Annotated in this window: 13 protein-coding genes; 9 read left to right on the top strand and 4 right to left on the bottom strand. The window is 62.2% G+C overall.

Annotated features, from left to right (window positions below; all coding sequences use genetic code 11):
* Positions 1-172 precede the first annotated feature (172 nt).
* Entirely contained in the window at positions 173-781 is a 609-nt protein-coding gene (locus tag KF719_RS01085) for a hypothetical protein (protein WP_012112380.1), read from the top strand.
* Positions 782-887: 106 nt separating this feature from the next.
* On the opposite strand, the gene KF719_RS01080 is transcribed toward KF719_RS01085, so the two are convergent.
* Both KF719_RS01080 and KF719_RS01075 read right to left on the bottom strand, forming a co-directional pair.
* Entirely contained in the window at positions 888-2,027 is a 1,140-nt protein-coding gene (locus tag KF719_RS01080; protein WP_143710354.1) for an NAD(P)/FAD-dependent oxidoreductase, read from the bottom strand.
* 69 nt (positions 2,028-2,096) lie between these two features.
* A complete protein-coding gene (locus KF719_RS01075) occupies positions 2,097-4,223 on the bottom strand; it encodes a heavy metal translocating P-type ATPase (protein WP_293506356.1) in 2,127 nt (708 codons plus the stop codon).
* A gap of 66 nt (positions 4,224-4,289) precedes the next feature.
* On the opposite strand from KF719_RS01075, the gene KF719_RS01070 reads away from it, so the two are divergent.
* The 8 genes from KF719_RS01070 to KF719_RS01035 all read left to right on the top strand — a co-directional run bounded on the left by KF719_RS01070 (position 4,290) and on the right by KF719_RS01035 (position 15,046).
* On the top strand, positions 4,290-4,700 hold the full coding sequence (locus KF719_RS01070) for a helix-turn-helix domain-containing protein (RefSeq protein WP_012112307.1): 411 nt from the start codon (positions 4,290-4,292) through the stop codon (positions 4,698-4,700).
* 122 nt (positions 4,701-4,822) lie between these two features.
* Positions 4,823-5,140 carry a hypothetical protein gene (locus KF719_RS01065; protein WP_012112306.1) on the top strand — a complete coding sequence of 106 codons (318 nt, stop codon included), beginning with the start codon at positions 4,823-4,825 and terminating at the stop codon, positions 5,138-5,140.
* Between the two features lie 121 nt (positions 5,141-5,261).
* Positions 5,262-6,485 carry a TolC family protein gene (locus KF719_RS01060; protein ID WP_012112305.1) on the top strand — a complete coding sequence of 408 codons (1,224 nt, stop codon included), beginning with the start codon at positions 5,262-5,264 and terminating at the stop codon, positions 6,483-6,485.
* On the top strand, positions 6,482-7,588 hold the full coding sequence (locus KF719_RS01055; RefSeq protein ID WP_012112304.1) for an efflux RND transporter periplasmic adaptor subunit: 1,107 nt from the start codon (positions 6,482-6,484) through the stop codon (positions 7,586-7,588). The genes KF719_RS01060 and KF719_RS01055 overlap by 4 nt, the downstream gene beginning before the upstream one ends.
* 11 nt (positions 7,589-7,599) lie before the next feature.
* Positions 7,600-10,782, top strand: coding sequence for a CusA/CzcA family heavy metal efflux RND transporter (locus KF719_RS01050; RefSeq protein WP_012112303.1), 3,183 nt, complete (start codon positions 7,600-7,602; stop codon positions 10,780-10,782).
* A gap of 201 nt (positions 10,783-10,983) precedes the next feature.
* Positions 10,984-13,413: a heavy metal translocating P-type ATPase gene (locus tag KF719_RS01045; RefSeq protein ID WP_012112302.1), complete on the top strand. Its 2,430-nt coding sequence runs from the start codon at positions 10,984-10,986 to the stop codon at positions 13,411-13,413.
* 36 nt (positions 13,414-13,449) lie between these two features.
* A complete protein-coding gene (locus KF719_RS01040) occupies positions 13,450-14,355 on the top strand; it encodes a universal stress protein (RefSeq protein ID WP_293506352.1) in 906 nt (301 codons plus the stop codon).
* A 457-nt stretch (positions 14,356-14,812) separates the two neighbouring features.
* Positions 14,813-15,046 (top strand): hypothetical protein, encoded by a 234-nt coding sequence (locus KF719_RS01035; RefSeq protein WP_049767825.1) that lies wholly within the window; start codon positions 14,813-14,815, stop codon positions 15,044-15,046.
* Positions 15,047-15,237: 191 nt separating this feature from the next.
* Here KF719_RS01035 and KF719_RS01030 read toward each other — a convergent pair whose 3' ends face one another.
* Both KF719_RS01030 and KF719_RS01025 read right to left on the bottom strand, forming a co-directional pair.
* Complete coding sequence (locus KF719_RS01030) at positions 15,238-16,641, bottom strand: hypothetical protein (protein ID WP_041536096.1); 1,404 nt, start codon at positions 16,639-16,641, stop codon at positions 15,238-15,240.
* A gap of 499 nt (positions 16,642-17,140) precedes the next feature.
* The gene (locus KF719_RS01025) at positions 17,141-18,226 is read right to left on the bottom strand and encodes a Zn-dependent alcohol dehydrogenase (protein WP_293506345.1); all 1,086 of its coding nucleotides are present in this window, start codon (positions 18,224-18,226) and stop codon (positions 17,141-17,143) included.
* Positions 18,227-18,281 lie beyond the last annotated feature (55 nt).

Raw genomic sequence — 18,281 nt, 5'->3', positions numbered from 1 at the left:
TCCGGACAAAATATGTCCGGAACCGCAGATTAAAGCGCAGAGCAGGCGGAGAACGCCGGTAAAACAGCAATCGGCACGGCAAGCGCGCAGAAGCCGCCGCTATCCCGTCACCCGAATGGCAGGCCATGAAGAACCCGGCAATGTCATTCCCCAGCGCCGCAGGAGCGCTTCCATGTCAAAGGCATCCAGCACCGAACAAAAGGCCGCTGCCAGACTGGCTGAGCAGCTGGACAGGCTTCCCGCGGATATCCGGAGGGTTCTGATGGAGTCTTTTGCCGATGCCGCAGAGGCGATAGCGGAGCGATACGATCCGGGGCGCGAGCAAAACAAGCCTCTGACCGATGCCGAACGGAAAGCTCTCGAATCCGTCGGTGTATCGGTCGATCGCTCCGGGACGTTCTATCGTCCGATCGTGCGGACGGCCATTCTCGAGGGCACTCTCCTCGCAACAGCGCTGTCGCCGGCGCAGGCGGCGAGGGTTCTAGGTATTTCCGGCCGCCGGCTGCGCCAGCACCTCTCTGAGCGGACGCTGATCGGTGTCAAAAGAGCGAACGCGTGGCTCATTCCGTCATTCCAGTTTGCCGGGGAAAGCGAGTTGCCCGGGCTTGCCATCGTTCTGAAGGCAATCCGGGAAACGGCCCTGCCGATCGAGATCGCCGGTTTCTTCGAGAGCGAACAACCCGATCTCGTCGACGAATCCGAAGAACCCATGACGCCGAGGCAGTGGCTGATCGAGGGACGGGATCCTCAGGCCGTCGCCAGTCTCGCCAGGGGGATTTGATGGCGCGGGTATCGATGCCGAAGTTTACGCAGAGACTCGGAGTGCTCGTGCAATTGCTATGGGAAAGCCACACCCCAAGACCCACAAGACATAGAAACAGGTCACCTCAACCCGGTCGAATAACCTGAGTTTGGGTCATAGGTACATTCAGATAGTCTCGAACGAATGCGACGATTTCCGCCGCGTCTTCTTCTATTCCCATCACGAGCGCAGAGGCACGGTTGCGTTGCCAGGGCAAGCCAAGATGAAAAAGACCGGGGACGGAGGTTCGTCCGCCTTCGTGCTGGAAGCGGCCGTGTGGATCCTTCGTGCCGGGGATATCAAGCCATGCGTTGTCGCCATGATAGCCGGCACACCAGATGACACAGTTCAACTCCCGCGTCGATCCATCGGCAAAGAATGCGGTCCGGCCATCGGCACCGACGAGGCGGGGGACAACCGCGACACCCAGGACCCGTAAATCGTCGAGACTACGCCCCCGGTCGGGGAAGGGGTCGGTGCGGCGCATCAGGCGGCCCGCAAGCGAGCCCGGTTTCGCTTTCATCAATCCGAGAATCCTCAACCACCACCATGTGCTTTTGCCGAGGATGCGTTCGGGAAACAGCCGGCGTCTCCGGCCCGTTGCAAGCGCGACATTGTGGGTCACCGATAGCTCGGCGGCAATATCGCGCCCCGACGCTCCGTCTCCAGCCACCAGGACAGCGCCTCGCGGAACATCACCGGGATTGCGATAGGTGTCCGGTGTCAGTTGCTTGACGGTGTTGTCGAAATCGGCGGCAACCGGCGGAATCCGGGACTTCTGGAAGGCACCCGTAGCGACAATCACGGCTCTGGCTGCGATTTTCCGTCCATCGTCGAGCGTTGCCTCGAAGCGCCCGGCCCGTAACCGGAGTTGTTTCACCCCGTTGCCGGAAAGGACGGGCAGATCAAAATAATCTGCATAGGTCTCAAGATAGTCGGCGAACTCATCGCGTGTTGGATAGCCATCCGGCGCACCATCGAGAGAGAGCCCCGGGAGCATACTGAAAGCCCGTGGCGTAAACAGGGTGAGTGAATCGTAGCGTCCGCGCCAGCTGTCTCCGATACGGGCTTGGCGATCTACAATCAGAAAGGAGCATCCCGTTCCGGCAAGACGATACCCCGCGGCGAGGCCCGCCTGCCCGGCACCGATGACCAGCACATCGAACGTCTTCGCCCAAAGCTCCGCCGTTCGGCCATCATCGGGATGCACAACCTCCGGTATCATCCTCATGTCTTCCTGTTGTTGCACGTCGTCTCTTGCAGGACGCCTGGGCTTCCACAGCTCCTAACTCACCTATTTCGATGGCTCGCGAACAAGAAGACGCAGCGCGTTGGCTGTAACAAGCACAGTAGCACCCGTATCCGCGAGGATCGCCATCCACAACGTTGTGACGCCGAGAAGAGTCGTTGCGAGGAAGACGGCCTTCAATCCCAGCGCGATTGCGATGTTCTGCCGGATGTTGCCAAGGGTCGCCTGCGACAGGTCGATGAGATCGGCGACGCCCGTTACCCGATTTTTCAGGAGTGCGGCGTCCGCCGTCTCCAGCGCGACATCGGTGCCGACACCCATGGCAACGCCGACCGAGGCCGCAGCGAGCGCGGGCGCGTCATTGATGCCGTCTCCCACCATGACGACAGGGCCATCCTCTTTAAGCCGGCTGATTTCGGCGAGCTTGGCGTCCGGCAGAAGCTCGGCACTCGCCTCCATGCCGAGGTGACCCGCAATGGCGTTGGCCGTGCGCAGGTTGTCGCCGGTCAGCATCAAGGCACGGATGCCACGCTCCGTCAGCCTCTTCACGCCCTCCATCGCGTCTTCACGCGGTTCGTCGCGAAGTGCAATCAATCCCTCGACGGCTTTTTCCGACAGGAGCACGACAACCGTCTTGCCCTCGCTTTCCAGCGTCGCGATCTTCTCTGCGACCTCGGCGGCGATGGCAGTCTGCTCCGCAGCATAACGGGGTGAACCGACAGAAGCAAAGCCGGTTTCTAGCCGCACCGTCACTGCCTTGCCAGGTGTTGCGGTGCCGCCGCCGAAGGTAGCCGGCATGTCCAGCCCGCGCATCACCGCCACCTCGACGATCGCGCGACCGAGCGGGTGACTGGTGTTGCGCTCGACCGCTGCCGCTACCGCCAACACCGAATCTTCACTACCCATGACCGGCACGACATCCGTTACCTGCGGGCAGCCGCGTGTCAGCGTTCCGGTCTTGTCGAAAGCAACGGTCCTGACCTTGCCAAGCGTTTCGAGCGCCGCACCCCCCTTGATCAACAATCCCCGCCGCGCTCCGGCGGCAAGGCCCGAGGCGATTGCCGCGGGCGTCGAGATGACGAGTGCGCAGGGGCAGGCGATCAGCAGCGTGGCAAGTCCCCGATAGGTCCACGTCATCCAGTCGCCGTCAAAGGCGAGTGGTGGAACCATGACGATCAGAGCCGCCACAACCATTGCACCCGGCGTATACCACCGGCTGAAGCGGTCGATCAGGCGCGCGGTCGGCGCCTTTGATTCCTGGGCTTTCTCAACCATGTGGATGATGCGTGTAATCGTGTTGTCGGACGTGACACGGTCGATCGAGACACGCAGCTCGCCATTGGCGTTGATGCTGCCGGCATAGACCGTCGAACCTGCTTTCTTGAGTGCCTGCACGGACTCGCCGGTCACTGGCGCTTCGTCGACCTCCGATATGCCGTCGATCACCGTGCCGTCGGAAGGAACACGGTCGCCGGGCCGCACTACGACGACATCGCCAACAACCAGATCTTCCGCCGCGACTTTTTCGACCGTGCCGTTACGCTCGCAAAACGCCACGCGCGGCACGAGGTCGATCAGCGCCTTGATGCCCGCTCGCGCCCGGCCGGCCGCGACGGTTTCGAGCAGCTCTCCGACCGCGAACAGGAAAATGACGACGGCAGCTTCCTCGGCCTCTCCGATGACGACCGCACCGAGCACCGCAATCGTCATCAGCGTCTCGATAGTAAAAGGCGAGCCGGACATTGCTCCGGCAACAGCGCGCCTCGCAAAGGGAATGACGCTTAAAAGCGCGGCGCCCGAATAAAGCCATTGTTCCCGTTCGGGAAAGATCTGCGCCATCGCGAAGGCAAGTGCGAAGAGGGCGCCGGTCAAAAGGACGAGTCGGCTCTTGCGCCCCTTCCACAAAGGCTCCCTGGCGCGCTTTCGGGGTATTCTCGCTTCCGGCTCCACATGACCGGCCAATGGGATGTAGCCAAGCGATCGAACTCTCTCCTCTATGAGGAACGATGCGGTACGATCCTCATCCAGTTGCAGCGCAAGCGTTCCGTTTGCATGGCTGACATCGACATCGCTCACGCCGGGCAGGTGGTACATCGCCTTTTCGATTTTCAATGCGCAGGCGGCGCAATCCATGCCGTCGATATACAGCTTGTAGGGGCGTGTCGCCGCCATGATGTCACCTCGACAAACTCGATGTGACGCACTAGATAGACCCTGTAGTAACTACAGGGTCAAGCGATGAACCGGGAAATCCTGACAATCGGCCATCTGGCGCGGCAGACGGGCACCAAAGTCGAGACGATCCGCTTCTATGAGAAGAACGGTCTCTTGCCGGAACCTTCGCGCACCGACGGCAATTATCGTGCCTATGAACAGGAACATCTCGACCGGTTGAGCTTCATCAGGCGTGCCCGCGACCTCGGCTTCTCGCTCGACCAGGTCAGGACGCTATTGATGCTCGCCGACGACCGCAGCCAGTCCTGTGCGGCCGTCGATGCAGTTGCCAGGGAACGTCGAAACGAGGTCGAGAGAAAGATAAGCGACCTTATCGCGCTCAAGGGTGAACTCGACAGGATTATAGATCGGTGCGAATGCGGGATAGTTGCCGACTGCAGAATCATCGAGTCGCTATCAACAGCAGGCTCGTAGTCTCCCACACCGGTATGTCCTTCACGCATTCAGGTTGATAACGCGCTCCCGGGTTCCATATGTGGCTTTTCGCAACGTTCGGCTGAACGGGTTGAAATTTCGCGAGAATTGGTCAGTATCGCATGATGTCCCGTTTCCTCGCCCAGCTCATTGTCGTCAGCCTTTTGTGGGGGTGCCTGTCCGCTGGCGCATCCGCCGACTCGTTCTATGGTGAGGCGAACGAGGCCATCGTTCATGCGACAGGAACGGAGCGCGCTGCGGATTCCACTTCCGGCTCGATCTGCGATGTCTGCCACATTCTCCAGCATGTCGTGCTTGTGCCCCGAAGCGAGTTCCTGGTGACGCTCGCGACGAGCCATGTTCCCGTTTCCGGTGACGAAAGTGCTGCAAGCCGGCTGCTTTATCCCGAAGGTCCCCCTCCAGAAATAGCGATCGCCTGAGCCTGAACGCGTTCCCGTCCGGGGACGCCCGATGTCTTTTATCTACAGGTGATCCATGAAAGGTTCATTCCGCCCTTGGCGGAGAGCCCTGTCCGGCATTTTTCTGTCGGCGGGACTCGCGATGCCGGTGTTCGCGTCGGACACGGCATCGGTAACGCTCGACGAAGCCATCGCCATCGCGCTGTCGCAGAACACGCAGGCGCGCATCGCTTTCGAGGCAATCGGTGAACGAACCGCAGAAGCGCGGCAAGCGGGGCTTCCGCCCAATCCCGAACTCGGCCTCGAAGTCGAGAATGTGCTCGGCTCCGGCCTCTATCGCGGCACGGAGGAGGCGGATGTCACGCTCGGCCTCACGCAGCGTATCGAAACGGGCGGCAAGCGCGAAAACAGGAAGCGTCTCTCCCGCCTTTCGGAAGCGGTCGCCGCCGCAGAAAGAGATGTTGTGGAGCGCCGCCTGCGCGAGGCGGTAACGCATGCCTTCAACGGATTGCTTGCCGCACAGCAAGAAGCGGAAACGACTTCGGCCGCGGCGGAGCGGGTCCGCGGCCTCGTGCCGGCGCTGCGTCAGCGCTTCGAACGGGGAGCTTCTTCAGAAGCCGATCTCAATCGCGGATTGCTCGCACTCGATCTCGCCGAGATCAGGGCGGGGACGAAACAGGCCGAGTTGCGCACGGCACAGCAAACACTGCTCGCCCTCTGGTCGGAGAGCGCCTATCGTCCGTTACGCGCCGAGGGCGCTTTCGCCGTTCCGGCAACGCCGCTTCCCGGCCTCGACGAACTCGAAGCCATGCTCGACAGCCATCCGGCGGTGCTGGGCGGACAACAGACCGTGAGTGTGCGCCGCGCGGCCTTCGACCTGGAAAAGTCGAATGCCTATCCGGATGTGACGCTGGGCGCAGGCGCCCGCCATTTCGCAGGAACGGACGAAAGCGCGTTCCTCTTCTCCGTCTCCATTCCTATCTCCGTCTTCGACCGCAATCAGGGCAATATCGACGCCGCATCGAGCCGCGTCGTGCAAGCCGATCTCGATGCGCGGCGAACGAGGGTGGAACTCGCCCGCGAATTGCAACAGTCGCATCAGACCTACAGCAGCCGTTGCCGTGAAGCGGAGCGGCTTGGCAGATCGGTCGTCCCCACATCGGCAAAAACATCCGCCGCAATCCGCGAAGGCTATCTCGCGGGCCGTTTTGGCGTACTCGATCTTCTCGATGCGCTGCAGACCAGCGCCGACAGCCGGATGCAGGAAACGGAGGCCCTTCTCGCCTGCCGTAATGCGCTGGCCTCCATCGAAATTCTGACCGGCCTTTCCGGCAAGGAAGAAGCGGCCGAAGGAGATGCACAATGAAAACGATCAAGACGGAAATCCTGGCGCGCCGGTTGCTCGCTTCGGGCCTGGCTGTCGCCCTCGCCATATCGCCCGCCCTGGCACAGGGCGACCGCGATCATGACCATGGCGGCGACAAGGCCGTGGAGGAACATCACGACCATCGTGATGGGAGTGAAAGCGAAGAGGAGCACGACGCTCATGGCGAGGACGCCCATGACGGTCACGGCCACGACGAAGAGGATGGACATGACGAGAGCGGCCACGGGCACAGCCATGACGACGAGCATGACGAGCATGAAGATGGTCATGTAACGCTGACGCCTGCGCAGATCGGCAACGCACGGCTGGAAATCGCCGAGGCGGGGCCGGGCATGCTCCGCCCCTCGCTCAATCTTTTCGGTATCGTCAGGCCCGATCTCGACAGGCTTGTCCATGTCGTGCCGCGCTTTCCGGGGATCGTGATCGGTGTGAACAAGCGCCTTGGCGACCGCGTGGAGCGGGGAGACATTCTGGCGACCATTGAAAGCAACGAGAGCCTGCGCGCCTATCCGCTCATCGCTTCCGTTTCCGGGCGCGTCATCCTCGGAAATGTCGTGCCCGGCCAGTTCGCGGGAACGGACGATCCGCTGATGGTCGTCGCCGATCTTTCGACCGTCTGGCTCGATCTTCAGGTTCATCGCCACGATGCCGGCCTCATCCGCGAGGGACAGCGTGTCGTTTTTCCATCGGAGAATGGCGGCGGCGAGGTCGAGGCGGTGATTTCCTATGTGTCGCCTATCGCCGCGCAGGACACGCAGAGCGTACTCGCCCGCGCGACGGTCGCGAACCCGGAGGGCCATCTTCAGCCCGGACTTTTTGTTACGGCCTCGGTGATGCAGGAACCCTTAGCGGCGCCGGTGACGGTGAAGCGCGAGGCGATCCTCCATGACGGTGCGGCGGCATTCGTCTATGTGCCGGGCGAGGAAGGCTCCTTCGAGCGGGCGCCGGTGAAGACCGGCCGGAGCGACGGCGTCCGCATCGAAATCCTCGAAGGGCTCGATGCAGGCGCATCCTATGTCGCGGGCAATGCCTTCCTCCTCAAGGCCGAGGCGGGCAAGAACGCCGCCGCGCATTCGCATTGAGGAGATGAAACATGATACCTGCAATCGTCTCCTTCTGCGTCAGGCACCGCTGGCTGGTGCTGCTGACGGTCGCCTTCGTCGCGGGCTTCGGCGCCTATAATTTCACGCGCCTGCCGATCGACGCCGTGCCGGACATCACCAATGTCCAGGTGCAGATCAACACCTCCGCGCCCGGCTATTCTCCCGTCGAGGTGGAGCAGCGCATCACCTTTCCGCTGGAAACGGCGATGGGCGGCCTGCCCGGCCTCGACTACACGCGCTCGCTTTCGCGCTACGGCCTGTCGCAGGTCACGGTCGTCTTCGTGGACGGCACGGACATCTACCGCGCGCGGCAGTTGATTGGCGAACGTATTCAGGCCGTTTCCGGCGAGTTGCCGCCCGACGTCGAAACGGCCATGGGCCCGGTTTCGACCGGCCTCGGCGAAATCTACATGTACCGCATGGAGGCCGCTCCGGATGCGCGCAATGCTGAAGGCGTGCCCTATACGCTCTCGGACCTGCGCGCGATCCATGACTGGATGGTGCGTCCGCAACTGCGCACCGTTCCGGGCGTGGTCGAGGTAAATGCCATCGGCGGTTATGAGCGGCAGATCCATGTCGTGCCCGACCCTTACCGGCTCACCTCCTTCAATCTCTCCTTCGCCGATGTCGCGAAGGCGCTCGAGGACAACAACGTCAATCAGGGCGCGGGCTATATCGAGCGGAACGGAGAGCAATATCTGATCCGCCTGCCGGGCCAGCTTGGCGATGCGGCGGAGTTCGGCGAGGTGCTGCTCGGCACGCATAATGGCAGGCCAATCTATATCCACGATGTCGCGGAAGTGACCTTCGGCAAGGAGCTCCGCACCGGCGCGGCGACGCATGACGGCGAGGAAACCGTTCTCGGCACCGCTGTGATGCTGATGGGCGAGAACAGCCGCGAAGTGGCAAGCGCCGTTCGCGGCAAGCTGAAGCAGATCGAGCGAAACCTGCCCGACGGCGTGACAATCGAAACGCTCTACGACCGCACCGATCTCGTCCAGAAGACCATCGCCACCGTCCGTAACAATCTCGTGGAAGGCGCGGTGCTCGTCATCGTTGTCCTTTTCATGCTGTTGCGAAGTATCCGGGCGGCGCTCATCACCGCCGCTGTCATTCCGCTTTCCATGCTGATCGCGGTGACGGGCATGGTGGAGTACCGCATCAGCGCCAACCTGATGAGCCTCGGCGCCATCGACTTCGGCCTGATCGTGGATGGCGCCGTCATCATCACAGAGAATTGCTTGAGACGTCTTTCCGAAGAACGGAAGCATCTGGGGCGCACACTCGGCCTCGACGAACGCTTCGCTGTGGTGGTGGACGCGACGCGCGAGGTGATAACGCCGGCCATGTTCGGCTCCTTCATCATCACGGTCGTCTATCTGCCGATCCTCACATTGACCGGCGTGGAAGGAAAAATGTTCACGCCTATGGCGGTCACGGTCGTCCTCGCGCTTCTCGGGGCAATGGCGCTGGCGGTCACTTTCGTTCCGGCGGCCATCGCCATTTTCGTGCGCGGCGATGTGGAGGAGAAGGAGAGCCTCATCATGCGCTGGGCGCAGAAGGGTTACCAGCCAGCACTTCGCTTCGCGCTTGGCCGTCAGAAGACAATCGCCATCGCGGCGGCGGCGCTCGTGCTCGTGGCCGCGCTCGGCGCGACGCGCTTCGGCACCGAGTTCATCCCGAGGCTCGACGAGGGCGACGTTGCGGTGCAGGTGCTCCGCATGCCGGGCACGAGCCTTACGCAATCGGTGGAGATGCAGAAACAGGTCGAAAGGGCACTGATCGAGCTTCCCGAAGTGCGGGAGGTCTTCGCAAGGACGGGCACGGCGGAAGTTGCAACCGACCCTATGCCGCCCAGCATCTCGGACGCCTATGTGATGATCGAACCGCGCTCCTCCTGGCCGAACCCGCGCAAGCGGAAAGCCGAGCTTCTGCAGGAGATAGACGAGAAGCTCGCCGCCATACCGGGAGCGAATTACGAGGTCTCGCAGCCCATCGAGCTCCGCTTCAACGAGCTCATCTCGGGCGTCCGTTCGGATGTCGGCATCAAGATATTCGGCGACGATATGGACAAGCTCCTCGCCTCTGCGAACGAGGTGGCCGCTATCGTTCAACGGATCGAAGGCGCGACCGACGTGCAGGTGGAGCAGGTGGAGGGGCTTCCCGTCCTCTCCATCGAGGTGAAGCGCGATGTGGCGGCCCGCTTCGGGCTCTCCGTCGCGGAGATACAGACGGTCGTGCAGGCGGCGATAGGCGGCGCGCGGGCAGGTACCTTTTATGAAGGAGATTGGCGTACGCCCGTTTTCGTGCGCCTGCCTGAGACACTCCGGCAGGATATGGACCGCCTGCGGGAACTGCCGATTCCGCTACCGCCGGCACATGAAGCGGAGGACCGTTTCGCGCCTGCCTCCTATTCACCCTTCGGCGAAGGCATGCCGCGCGTCGTACCGCTCCGCGAGGTGGCGGAGATCGCCCTCGCGCCCGGACCGAACCAGATCAGCCGCGAGAACGGCAAGCGGCGGATCACGGTGACGGCCAATATCCGCGAGCGCGACCTCGGCTCCTTCGTGGACGAGGCGCGGGCTGCCGTGGCGGCGCAGGTGCAATTGCCGCCCGGCTACTGGTTCGAATGGGGCGGGCAGTTCGAGCAGCTCGTCTCGGCGGCGAAGCGGCTTTCCATCGTCGTGCCCGCAGCGCTGGTGCTGATCTTCGCTTTGCTCTTCGCGAGCCTCGGCACGGCGAGGGACGCGCTGCTCGTTTTCTCGGGCGTACCGCTCGCGCTCACGGGCGGGCTCGCGGCGCTGGCGCTTCGGGGCATGCCGCTCTCGATCTCGGCGGGCGTCGGCTTCATCGCGCTCTCGGGCGTCGCGGTGCTGAACGGCCTCGTCATCATCAGCTTCATCAAGAACCTGCGGGCGCGGGGTCTTCCCCTCGATGAAGCGATCCGGCAGGGGGCCATGACGCGGCTCCGCCCGGTGCTGATGACGGCGCTCGTTGCCTCGCTCGGCTTCGTGCCTATGGCGCTGGCGACAAGCGCGGGCGCGGAGGTGCAGCGCCCGCTCGCCACGGTGGTGATCGGCGGCATCCTGTCCTCCACCATCCTCACGCTGCTCGTGCTGCCCGCGATCTACCGCCTCGCCCATGCGCGGGACGAAGAAGAACGAGCAGCCTGACGGGTCCGTGCGGACCCGATGGCGGCACCCCCGGCCGGGCTTCCGTGTCCCGGCCGGGGGGCATCTTTCGACGCTTCTCCGAGGATCCGGAATGAAAAGAAAATCAATCGCCTGGCTCGTCTGGATCAACAATGGTCGATTGAATCACATTGGACCTGCTTCTAAGAACCCGAACCCGCGCTGGCAAGAGGATAGGCAAGCATGACCGAGAAACTTCGCCTGGACATTCCGATCCTGTTGCCGGAGGTCAACACCGCCGCCGACGCCTGCGTCCAGATCCTGATTGAGCAGATTGCGGGGAAGGAAGGAGTGGAAGACGCGCATGTCGTGGCGGGCGTGGACGGCGAACCGGCGCGGCTTTGCATACATTACGATCCTGACATCCTGCCGCTGCCGCGTATCCGCGACCTGATCGCCGCCGCGGGCGCCAGGATCTCGGAACGGTATGGGCACGCGGTCTGGCAGCTTGATATTCCGCACCAGCGGCGAGCGCGGTCCATTGCCGAACGGCTGAGAACGCTCGACGGCGTGATAGAGGCTGAAGCGAGCGCCACCGGCACCGTGCGCGTGGAGTTCGATAGATCAGCCACATCCGAGGCGACACTCAAGGGCAAACTCGACAAGTTGCAAACCGGCGGCGCAAGGCCGGAAAGGGATTCCCGGGCGGATGAGCATGCCGGTCATGATCACGAAGGCGGCGCATTCGGAGCGAACACCGAGCTGATCTTTTCCTTGCTTTGTGGTGCTCTGCTCGCCGGGGGCTATCTCATCGGGAAGCTTCTGACGGTCCCGGCCTGGCTACCCTTCGCCTGTTATCTCGGTGCCTATTTCTTTGGCGGTCTCTTCACCTTGCGTGAGGCGATAGAGAACCTGCGCCTGAAGAAGTTTGAGATCGACACCCTGATGCTGGTGGCGGCGGCCGGCGCCGCTGTCCTTGGTGCCTGGGCGGAGGGGGCTCTGCTGTTGTTCCTGTTCAGCCTTGGTCATGCCCTTGAGCACTACGCCATGGGACGCGCGAAGCAGGCAATCGAGGCTCTGGCGAAGCTCGCGCCAAGGACCGCACTGGTACGGCGCGACGGCGAATTGCGAGAGGTACCGGTAGAGGATCTCGCCGTCGGCGACATCGTGATCGTCAAGCCGGATTTGCGGCTACCCGCTGACGGTTTCCTGATCAAGGGCGTCAGCAGCGTCAATCAGGCGCCGGTCACCGGCGAAAGCATCCCCGTGGACAAGCGGCCGGTGAGCGATGCGGACGCGGCGCGGGCCAATCCCGACAAGGTCAATGCGGCCCACCGCGTCTTCGCGGGCACCATCAACGGCAATGGCGCTATCGAGATCGAAGTTACGCGCAAGTCTTCCGACACGACCCTCGCAAAGGTCGTGAAGATGGTCAGCGAGGCCGAGACCCAAAAATCGCCGACGCAGCGCTTCACCGACAAATTCGAGCATATCTTCGTGCCGGTGGTACTGGCGTTGGCGGTCATTTTACTGTTCGCCGGACTGGTGATCGACGAACCGTTCCGCGACACCTTTTATCGCGCCATGGCGGTTCTGGTCGCCGCCAGCCCCTGCGCGCTTGCGATCGCAACCCCGAGCGCGGTTCTCTCCGGCGTCGCGCGGGCCGCGCGCGGCGGTGTGCTGGTCAAGGGCGGCGCTCCGCTGGAAAATCTGGGATCCCTGACCGCGATTGCCTTCGACAAGACCGGCACGCTGACGTCCGGAACCCCGCGGATCACCGATATCGTGCCGGCTCATGGCGTGACCGAAAATGAATTGCTGGCGGTCGCGGTTGCCGTGGAAAGCCTCAGCGACCATCCGCTCGCCCGCGCCATTGCGCGGGATGGACGCGAGCGGCTGGGCGGCAAGCCGGTGCCGGAGGCGGACGGCCTCGACAGCCTGACCGGACGTGGTGTGTCGGCGCGCGTCGGTGGCGAAACTGTGTTGATCGGCAAGGCGGAAATGTTCGGGGCCGAGGGCATCGCGCCACTGTCGGATGCCATGCAGAAGACTATCGCGAGGCTGCGTGAGGGGGGCCGAACGACAATGGTGGTCCGGCGCGGCGACCGCGACATCGGCGCCATCGGGCTGATGGATACGCCGCGCGAGGCCGCGAAGATCGCGCTCGCCCGCCTTCACGAACTCGGCATCAAGCGGCTGATCATGATATCTGGCGACCATCAAAAGGTTGCCGAGGCCATTGCCGGTCAGGTTGGCATAGACGAGGCATGGGGCGATCTGATGCCGCAGGACAAGGTCGAGGCGATCAAGAAGCTCCGATCCGAAGGCAAAGTCGCCATGGTTGGCGATGGCGTCAATGACGCGCCCGCCATGGCGACAGCGACGGTCGGCATCGCCATGGGCGCGGCCGGCTCCGACGTTGCCCTGGAGACAGCGGACGTGGCGCTCATGGCCGATGATCTCTCTCATCTTCCTTTTGCGGTGGGGCTGAGCCGGACCGCACGGGCCGTGGTCCTGCAGAATGTGATCGTGAGCCTCGGCGTGGTTGCGCTGCTAGTTCCGTTGACGATCATGGGCCTTGGCATCGGTGCCGCTGTCGCTGTCCATGAGGGATCGACGCTGCTCGTTGTGTTCAATGCGCTGAGGCTGCTCGCATACCGGAAAGAAGTATGAGGCTGAGCGACCACTGATCAGAGACAGGCCACACGCATGCCAAGCCTGAAGCGAGAATGCGGGACCGTTACACAGATTTCCATACTGATGCGTGTCGGAACATGGGAATCTTCGGGCAAGAAAAACTTTGGCACAGGAGTCAATTCCATGAGTTTTCGTGACATTGTCGTTGATGCTTGCCCCAGAAACGACATTCCGCGGACGCTTGAACTGGCGCGTGAAATGGCCATCGCATTTGACGCAAGGCTGTTCGTCGTCGCTTATGCTTGGCCGGTCACAACTGCCGCAGATGTGCTTGCCGGGAACAGGCTCATCGCCGAGAGGCAGATGCAGGAGGCGCTATACGTCACGCGCGCCGCCTTCGATCGCGTTTTCGAGGATACGTCGATTAACGTTGAATGGTGTTCGGGAGTCGGTGATCCGACCACAGTGTTGGGTGAGCATCTCTTGACCGCCGATCTCCTGATCACGAGCGCAGCCGAAGGCCATGGTAACGTTGCGCCCGAGCCGGCAAATCTCGCGCTAGGATCTGGCGCGCCCGTTTTACGACTAGGCTCCGCCTCAGTGACAGGTCGCTTTTCCAGCGTTCTTGTGGCGTGGAAAGGGTGCCCGCAGGCACGTCGCGCTTTACATGACGCATTGCCTATCCTGAAGCGCGCTGACAAGGTGACCGTCGTCGGGGTTGGAAACGAGACAACCGTTGCACAACTCGAAGCGGTTGCCGAACATCTATGCCGGCATGATGTGACGGCAAGCCACCTGCACCTTTCGCATTCGGAGCAAGACGTCTGCGCCGAGCTCATCGGCCATGCACAGCGGGAGAACGCGGACATGATTGTCGCCGGAATTTACAGTCGCGGTCCCCTTGCCCAGCGCGTTTTGGGCGGCGTGACCAGAGAATTGCTCAAGACGTCCGATCTGTCCTGGTTTATGGCCCGTTAATCCCCTCGGTGCCGAAAAACGCCTACAAGGCGGGCAAACAAGGAATTGGCCCGACGGAATCGCCAAACTTCGCGCGGGCCTCCGATTATTCTGGCTCATTGAAAGATTGGCAGCAGGCTGAGGGTCCTGTCTCTCAAGCAGCCACTACCCCGGCATTGTGGGCTCTTCGCTTTCATCAATGGAATTCGGATGAACGGTCTGGAAGACCCCGGCGATATCGACAGGCAAGGCCGTTTTCCGATTGTCGTTTCGCACCACTACCTTCTTCCAGTTCCGCGCTAAATCTCCGGTTCCGGACATATTTCGTCTGGAGCCTTAGATTTAAGTGCGAAGCCGGAAAAAGTTGAAACGAACTGGTAGCGGGCGACCTGCGCTTCGACCCGGTTGCCCCTGCGGCAGGAGGATCGCCGTCGGAGCGATTGCCGGCCTCGTTCCCTGTTCGCTCACTCTCTTCGTCATGACGTATTCGGTATCCTGCGAGACGCCCGGAGCGGGGCTCGCCTTCGCCGCCATCATGATGATCGACGTGGTCGTGACCCTGTGCTTCGTCGCATGGGCAAGTATTTTTGCGCAGCAAGACCTTCTGACATTTATTGCGGAACAGCCTGTGCTTATTGACCGGGCGACGCGATCGCTCGAAGGAGGCGCTGGTGTCGTATTTCTCGCCGTCGCAGTCTTTGAGTTCCTCTAATCCTCTCCTATAAAAACCAGGTTGCGAGGCACCCCATAGCCAACACTCGACAGCGCCGACACGATATATTCCCTCCCACAGTGAATCGAGCACCTGTCACCGCGAGGAGAATGGAAGATTCAAACCTGCGATAGACCGGCGGCAGCATAGTGCCCGAGCCCTGATCAACCGGGTAGTGCTTATCGCACCTGTTATCCAAAACCGAACAGATCGCGTTCATAGACAATGCCTCTCGCCAACCCGAGCTTCATCGCCGGCGTCGCTTTCTCTTTGCCTCGCGGCAGCATGTAGTTGTGATAGAAGCGCAGGATCGTCGCAAGCTTGGGCACCATCTCGGGATTGTAGAAGCTGTAGGCGTGCCAGATGCGCTGCCTGTTCGAGGCCGTGGGAAGGCCGCGCTCGAAGCCCGCGATGCGGCGGCGGGCAAGGTTGAAATAGGCGTCGACCGGATGGATGCTTGCGCGCGTCATGAACTTCGCGAGTCCGTCCCAGTCCATCAGGCCGATATCCGTTTTCAGCCGGATGGTCTTTTCCGGCTCCGCCTTGGAATGATATGGCCAGTCCAGGCCAATTGTCGCCAGCATCTTGCCGCGCGCCGGTTGCGGACCCGGGCCGCAGGTGAGGCGAAGGATGTGGACCGCAAGCGCTTCCTCGTCTTCGATATCGGGATACTCGACCTGGATTTGCGCAATCTCGGCCGCGAAGCGCTTCAGCTCCTCGCGGTAGCGCTTGCGGCCTTCAACCGCCAGTGCCGCCCGCTCATCGTTGGTCAGGCCTTTCGAGAATGAAATCTCCGCGATATTGACCTTGCCGGCTTTCACCTCATCGACCAAAAGCGCCGCGATTGCATTTGCAAGTCCCGATTCCGCATCGACGCAGAAATTCGCAACGCGATACGAGCGTCCGACCAGCTTCCTGACGAGCATCATATGGGCGTAGTGGAAGATGTCGCCCCGCACACGCGAGCCCCGGCCGGGCAGTTCGTATTTGCCGCCAGCAGCCAGGTCTTCCCTCGTGAAGATGTGCGGCAAGCGTTTCACGACCGATGCCCGGTATTCGCTCGCTGGCCAGAGGCGCGCGAACCGGCGCATCGACCGGGGCCTGGCGAAGTCGCCCGCGGCGTCCATGGCCTTCTCCAGCTCGTCCGGGTCGACATCCGGGTCGTAATCGATGGTTGCCGCCACCACGAACTGCGATGATTTGTGAACGGTCGCCATGTGAAGGAGCGGGACTGTTCCTCGCCGGTTCTTGATCGGCCAGTTCACAAGGATTGTCTGGGCGTCGGTCGAGAAGAAGGGCTCCTTGCCGTCGAAGCACTGGTGAAGCCGCGCTTCCCGCTCTCCGGCGAAGGCCAGGCATTGGTTGAAGAGGAAATCTATCTTGGAATGGATGTGCGGAAAGGTGACCTGCGCTGTTTCGCATAGCCGGCTCATGGCCATCTTGTTCACCAGCCCGCGCATGATGGCGCCCGTCTTGTCCGTCTTCTTGTGCCGCCTGGTGGGAAGCCCGATGGAAAAGGTCTTGCGACAGGCCTTGCATTGATAGCGGGCATCGCCCTTCGCGGTCTTCCCGAACAGTCTGTAGGCGGACGGCATCAGGCCTATCGGGAGCCGATGATTGCCGCAGACGGCATTCGGACAGGTTTCCCGTTTTGTTCTCCTATACAGGTCCGAGAGGCGGGAATACTCTTCCGCTATCGCGTGATTTGATTTGATCGCGTGGGCAAGACCGCAAGCCGGGCAGAAGAACGAGCGGTCATCGCCCGCGCCTGTAATCTTCCCGTGAGGCTGATTTCCGGGAGACGGGCTTTGGCCGGTGCGCCGATACGGGTCCGGCGGAATGCCGAACAGCCGGCATTGCGCGTTGCGGCAGAAATTGACCGAAAACACCCCTACATTGCGAGGGAGGCGGCGCGTTTGCGCTCTCGAAGATTTCTTCGGGGCATTTGCCGCCGGTATCGACTCGCCCTCGGACACTAAGCCCCCGATTCAAAACAGGAAACGCCGACAGGTTACTGTCGGCGCTCCGTCGAATCAACATTTAGCTTAGGGGCTGGCCCTTTCGAGCCGCCTTTTCGTTTTCGTGCCGCCGGGCTCAGGTGTCGAACACGATCACCGAGCGGGCGAGTTCGCCGCGCTTCAATTCGTCGAAGGCCTCATTGACCTGTTCGAGTTTGATTCGGCGCGAGATCATTTCGTCGAGCTTCAGTTTGCCCTGCATATAGAAATCGACGAAGCGCGGCATGTCGACCGGGAAGCGGTTCGAGCCCATCACCGAGCCCTGGATGCGCTTCTCGCCGAGGAATTCGGCGCCGTGCAATTCGATGTTCACGCCGACCGGGATCATGCCGATGATGTTGGCCGTGCCGCCACGCGCCAGCATCTTGAACGATTGCTCGGCGGTCGCTTTCAGGCCGATGGCCTCGAAGGAGTGGTGCACGCCGCCATTGGTGAGGTCCATCACCTGCTTCACCGGGTCGCCGTCCTTGGCGTTGACGACATCCGTCGCGCCGAACTGCTTGGCGAGGTTCAGCTTCGAGCCTTGCGTGTCGATGGCGATGATGCGTCCTGCGCCGGCAATCGCCGCGCCGTTGATGCAGGCGAGGCCGACGCCGCCACAGCCGATCACGGCGACGGTTTCGCCGGGCCGCACCTGCGAGGTGTGGATCACCGCGCCGACGCCCGTCGTCACCGAACAGCCGATCAGCGCCGCGAGGTCGAGCGGCATGTCCTTGCGGATTTTGACGCAGGCATGTTCGTGAATCAGCATCTGCTCGGCGAAGGACGAGAGATTGAGGAACTGGTTCATCGCCCCCGGCGCCGCGCCGAGGCGCGGTTCCTCGTCGCCGCCGCGTTTCGTCTCGGGGCTGACGCAGCGCGACATATGGCCGGTCAGGCAGTGCTCGCAATGGCCGCAAAAGGCCGAGAGGCAGGTAATCACATGGTCGCCCGGCGCGACGGTGCGCACTTCGGAGCCGACCTGCTCCACGATGCCGGCGCTCTCATGGCCGAGCACCGCCGGGAGCGGGTAGGGGTAGGAGCCTTCCACGAAATGAAGGTCCGAATGGCAGACGCCGGCGGCGGCGGTGCGGATCAGCACCTCATGCGGGCCCGGCTTGTTGATTTTCACGTCCTCGATGGCGAGCGGCTTGCCGACCTCGCGCAGAACTGCGGCCTTCATGCGTTTTCTCCCTGTGCCCGGATATTGGGGTTTTGTGGTTTTGGGGTTCCGGTTA

Origin of the sequence: Parvibaculum sp., from assembly GCF_019635935.1 — a bacterium.
In the GTDB taxonomy this organism is placed as follows: Bacteria; Pseudomonadota; Alphaproteobacteria; order Parvibaculales; family Parvibaculaceae; genus Parvibaculum.
The sequence above is the reverse complement of the archived record's forward strand: the minus strand, read 5'-3'. Positions and strand labels throughout refer to the sequence as shown.

Bases quoted from the DNA above. Each gene is read 5' to 3' on its own strand.
- KF719_RS01085 (WP_012112380.1), top strand. From the start codon at position 173: ATGTCAAAGGCATCCAGCACCGAACAAAAGGCCGCTGCCAGACTGGCT.
- KF719_RS01025 (WP_293506345.1), bottom strand. From the start codon at position 18,226: ATGAAGGCCGCAGTTCTGCGCGAGGTCGGCAAGCCGCTCGCCATCGAG.
- KF719_RS01055 (WP_012112304.1), top strand. From the start codon at position 6,482: ATGAAAACGATCAAGACGGAAATCCTGGCGCGCCGGTTGCTCGCTTCG.
- KF719_RS01080 (WP_143710354.1), bottom strand. From the start codon at position 2,027: ATGATACCGGAGGTTGTGCATCCCGATGATGGCCGAACGGCGGAGCTT.
- KF719_RS01075 (WP_293506356.1), bottom strand. From the start codon at position 4,223: ATGGCGGCGACACGCCCCTACAAGCTGTATATCGACGGCATGGATTGC.
- KF719_RS01030 (WP_041536096.1), bottom strand. From the start codon at position 16,641: ATGCCGTCCGCCTACAGACTGTTCGGGAAGACCGCGAAGGGCGATGCC.
- KF719_RS01040 (WP_293506352.1), top strand. From the start codon at position 13,450: ATGCCAAGCCTGAAGCGAGAATGCGGGACCGTTACACAGATTTCCATA.
- KF719_RS01050 (WP_012112303.1), top strand. From the start codon at position 7,600: ATGATACCTGCAATCGTCTCCTTCTGCGTCAGGCACCGCTGGCTGGTG.
- KF719_RS01065 (WP_012112306.1), top strand. From the start codon at position 4,823: ATGATGTCCCGTTTCCTCGCCCAGCTCATTGTCGTCAGCCTTTTGTGG.
- KF719_RS01035 (WP_049767825.1), top strand. From the start codon at position 14,813: ATGACGTATTCGGTATCCTGCGAGACGCCCGGAGCGGGGCTCGCCTTC.
- KF719_RS01060 (WP_012112305.1), top strand. From the start codon at position 5,262: ATGCCGGTGTTCGCGTCGGACACGGCATCGGTAACGCTCGACGAAGCC.
- KF719_RS01070 (WP_012112307.1), top strand. From the start codon at position 4,290: ATGAACCGGGAAATCCTGACAATCGGCCATCTGGCGCGGCAGACGGGC.
- KF719_RS01045 (WP_012112302.1), top strand. From the start codon at position 10,984: ATGACCGAGAAACTTCGCCTGGACATTCCGATCCTGTTGCCGGAGGTC.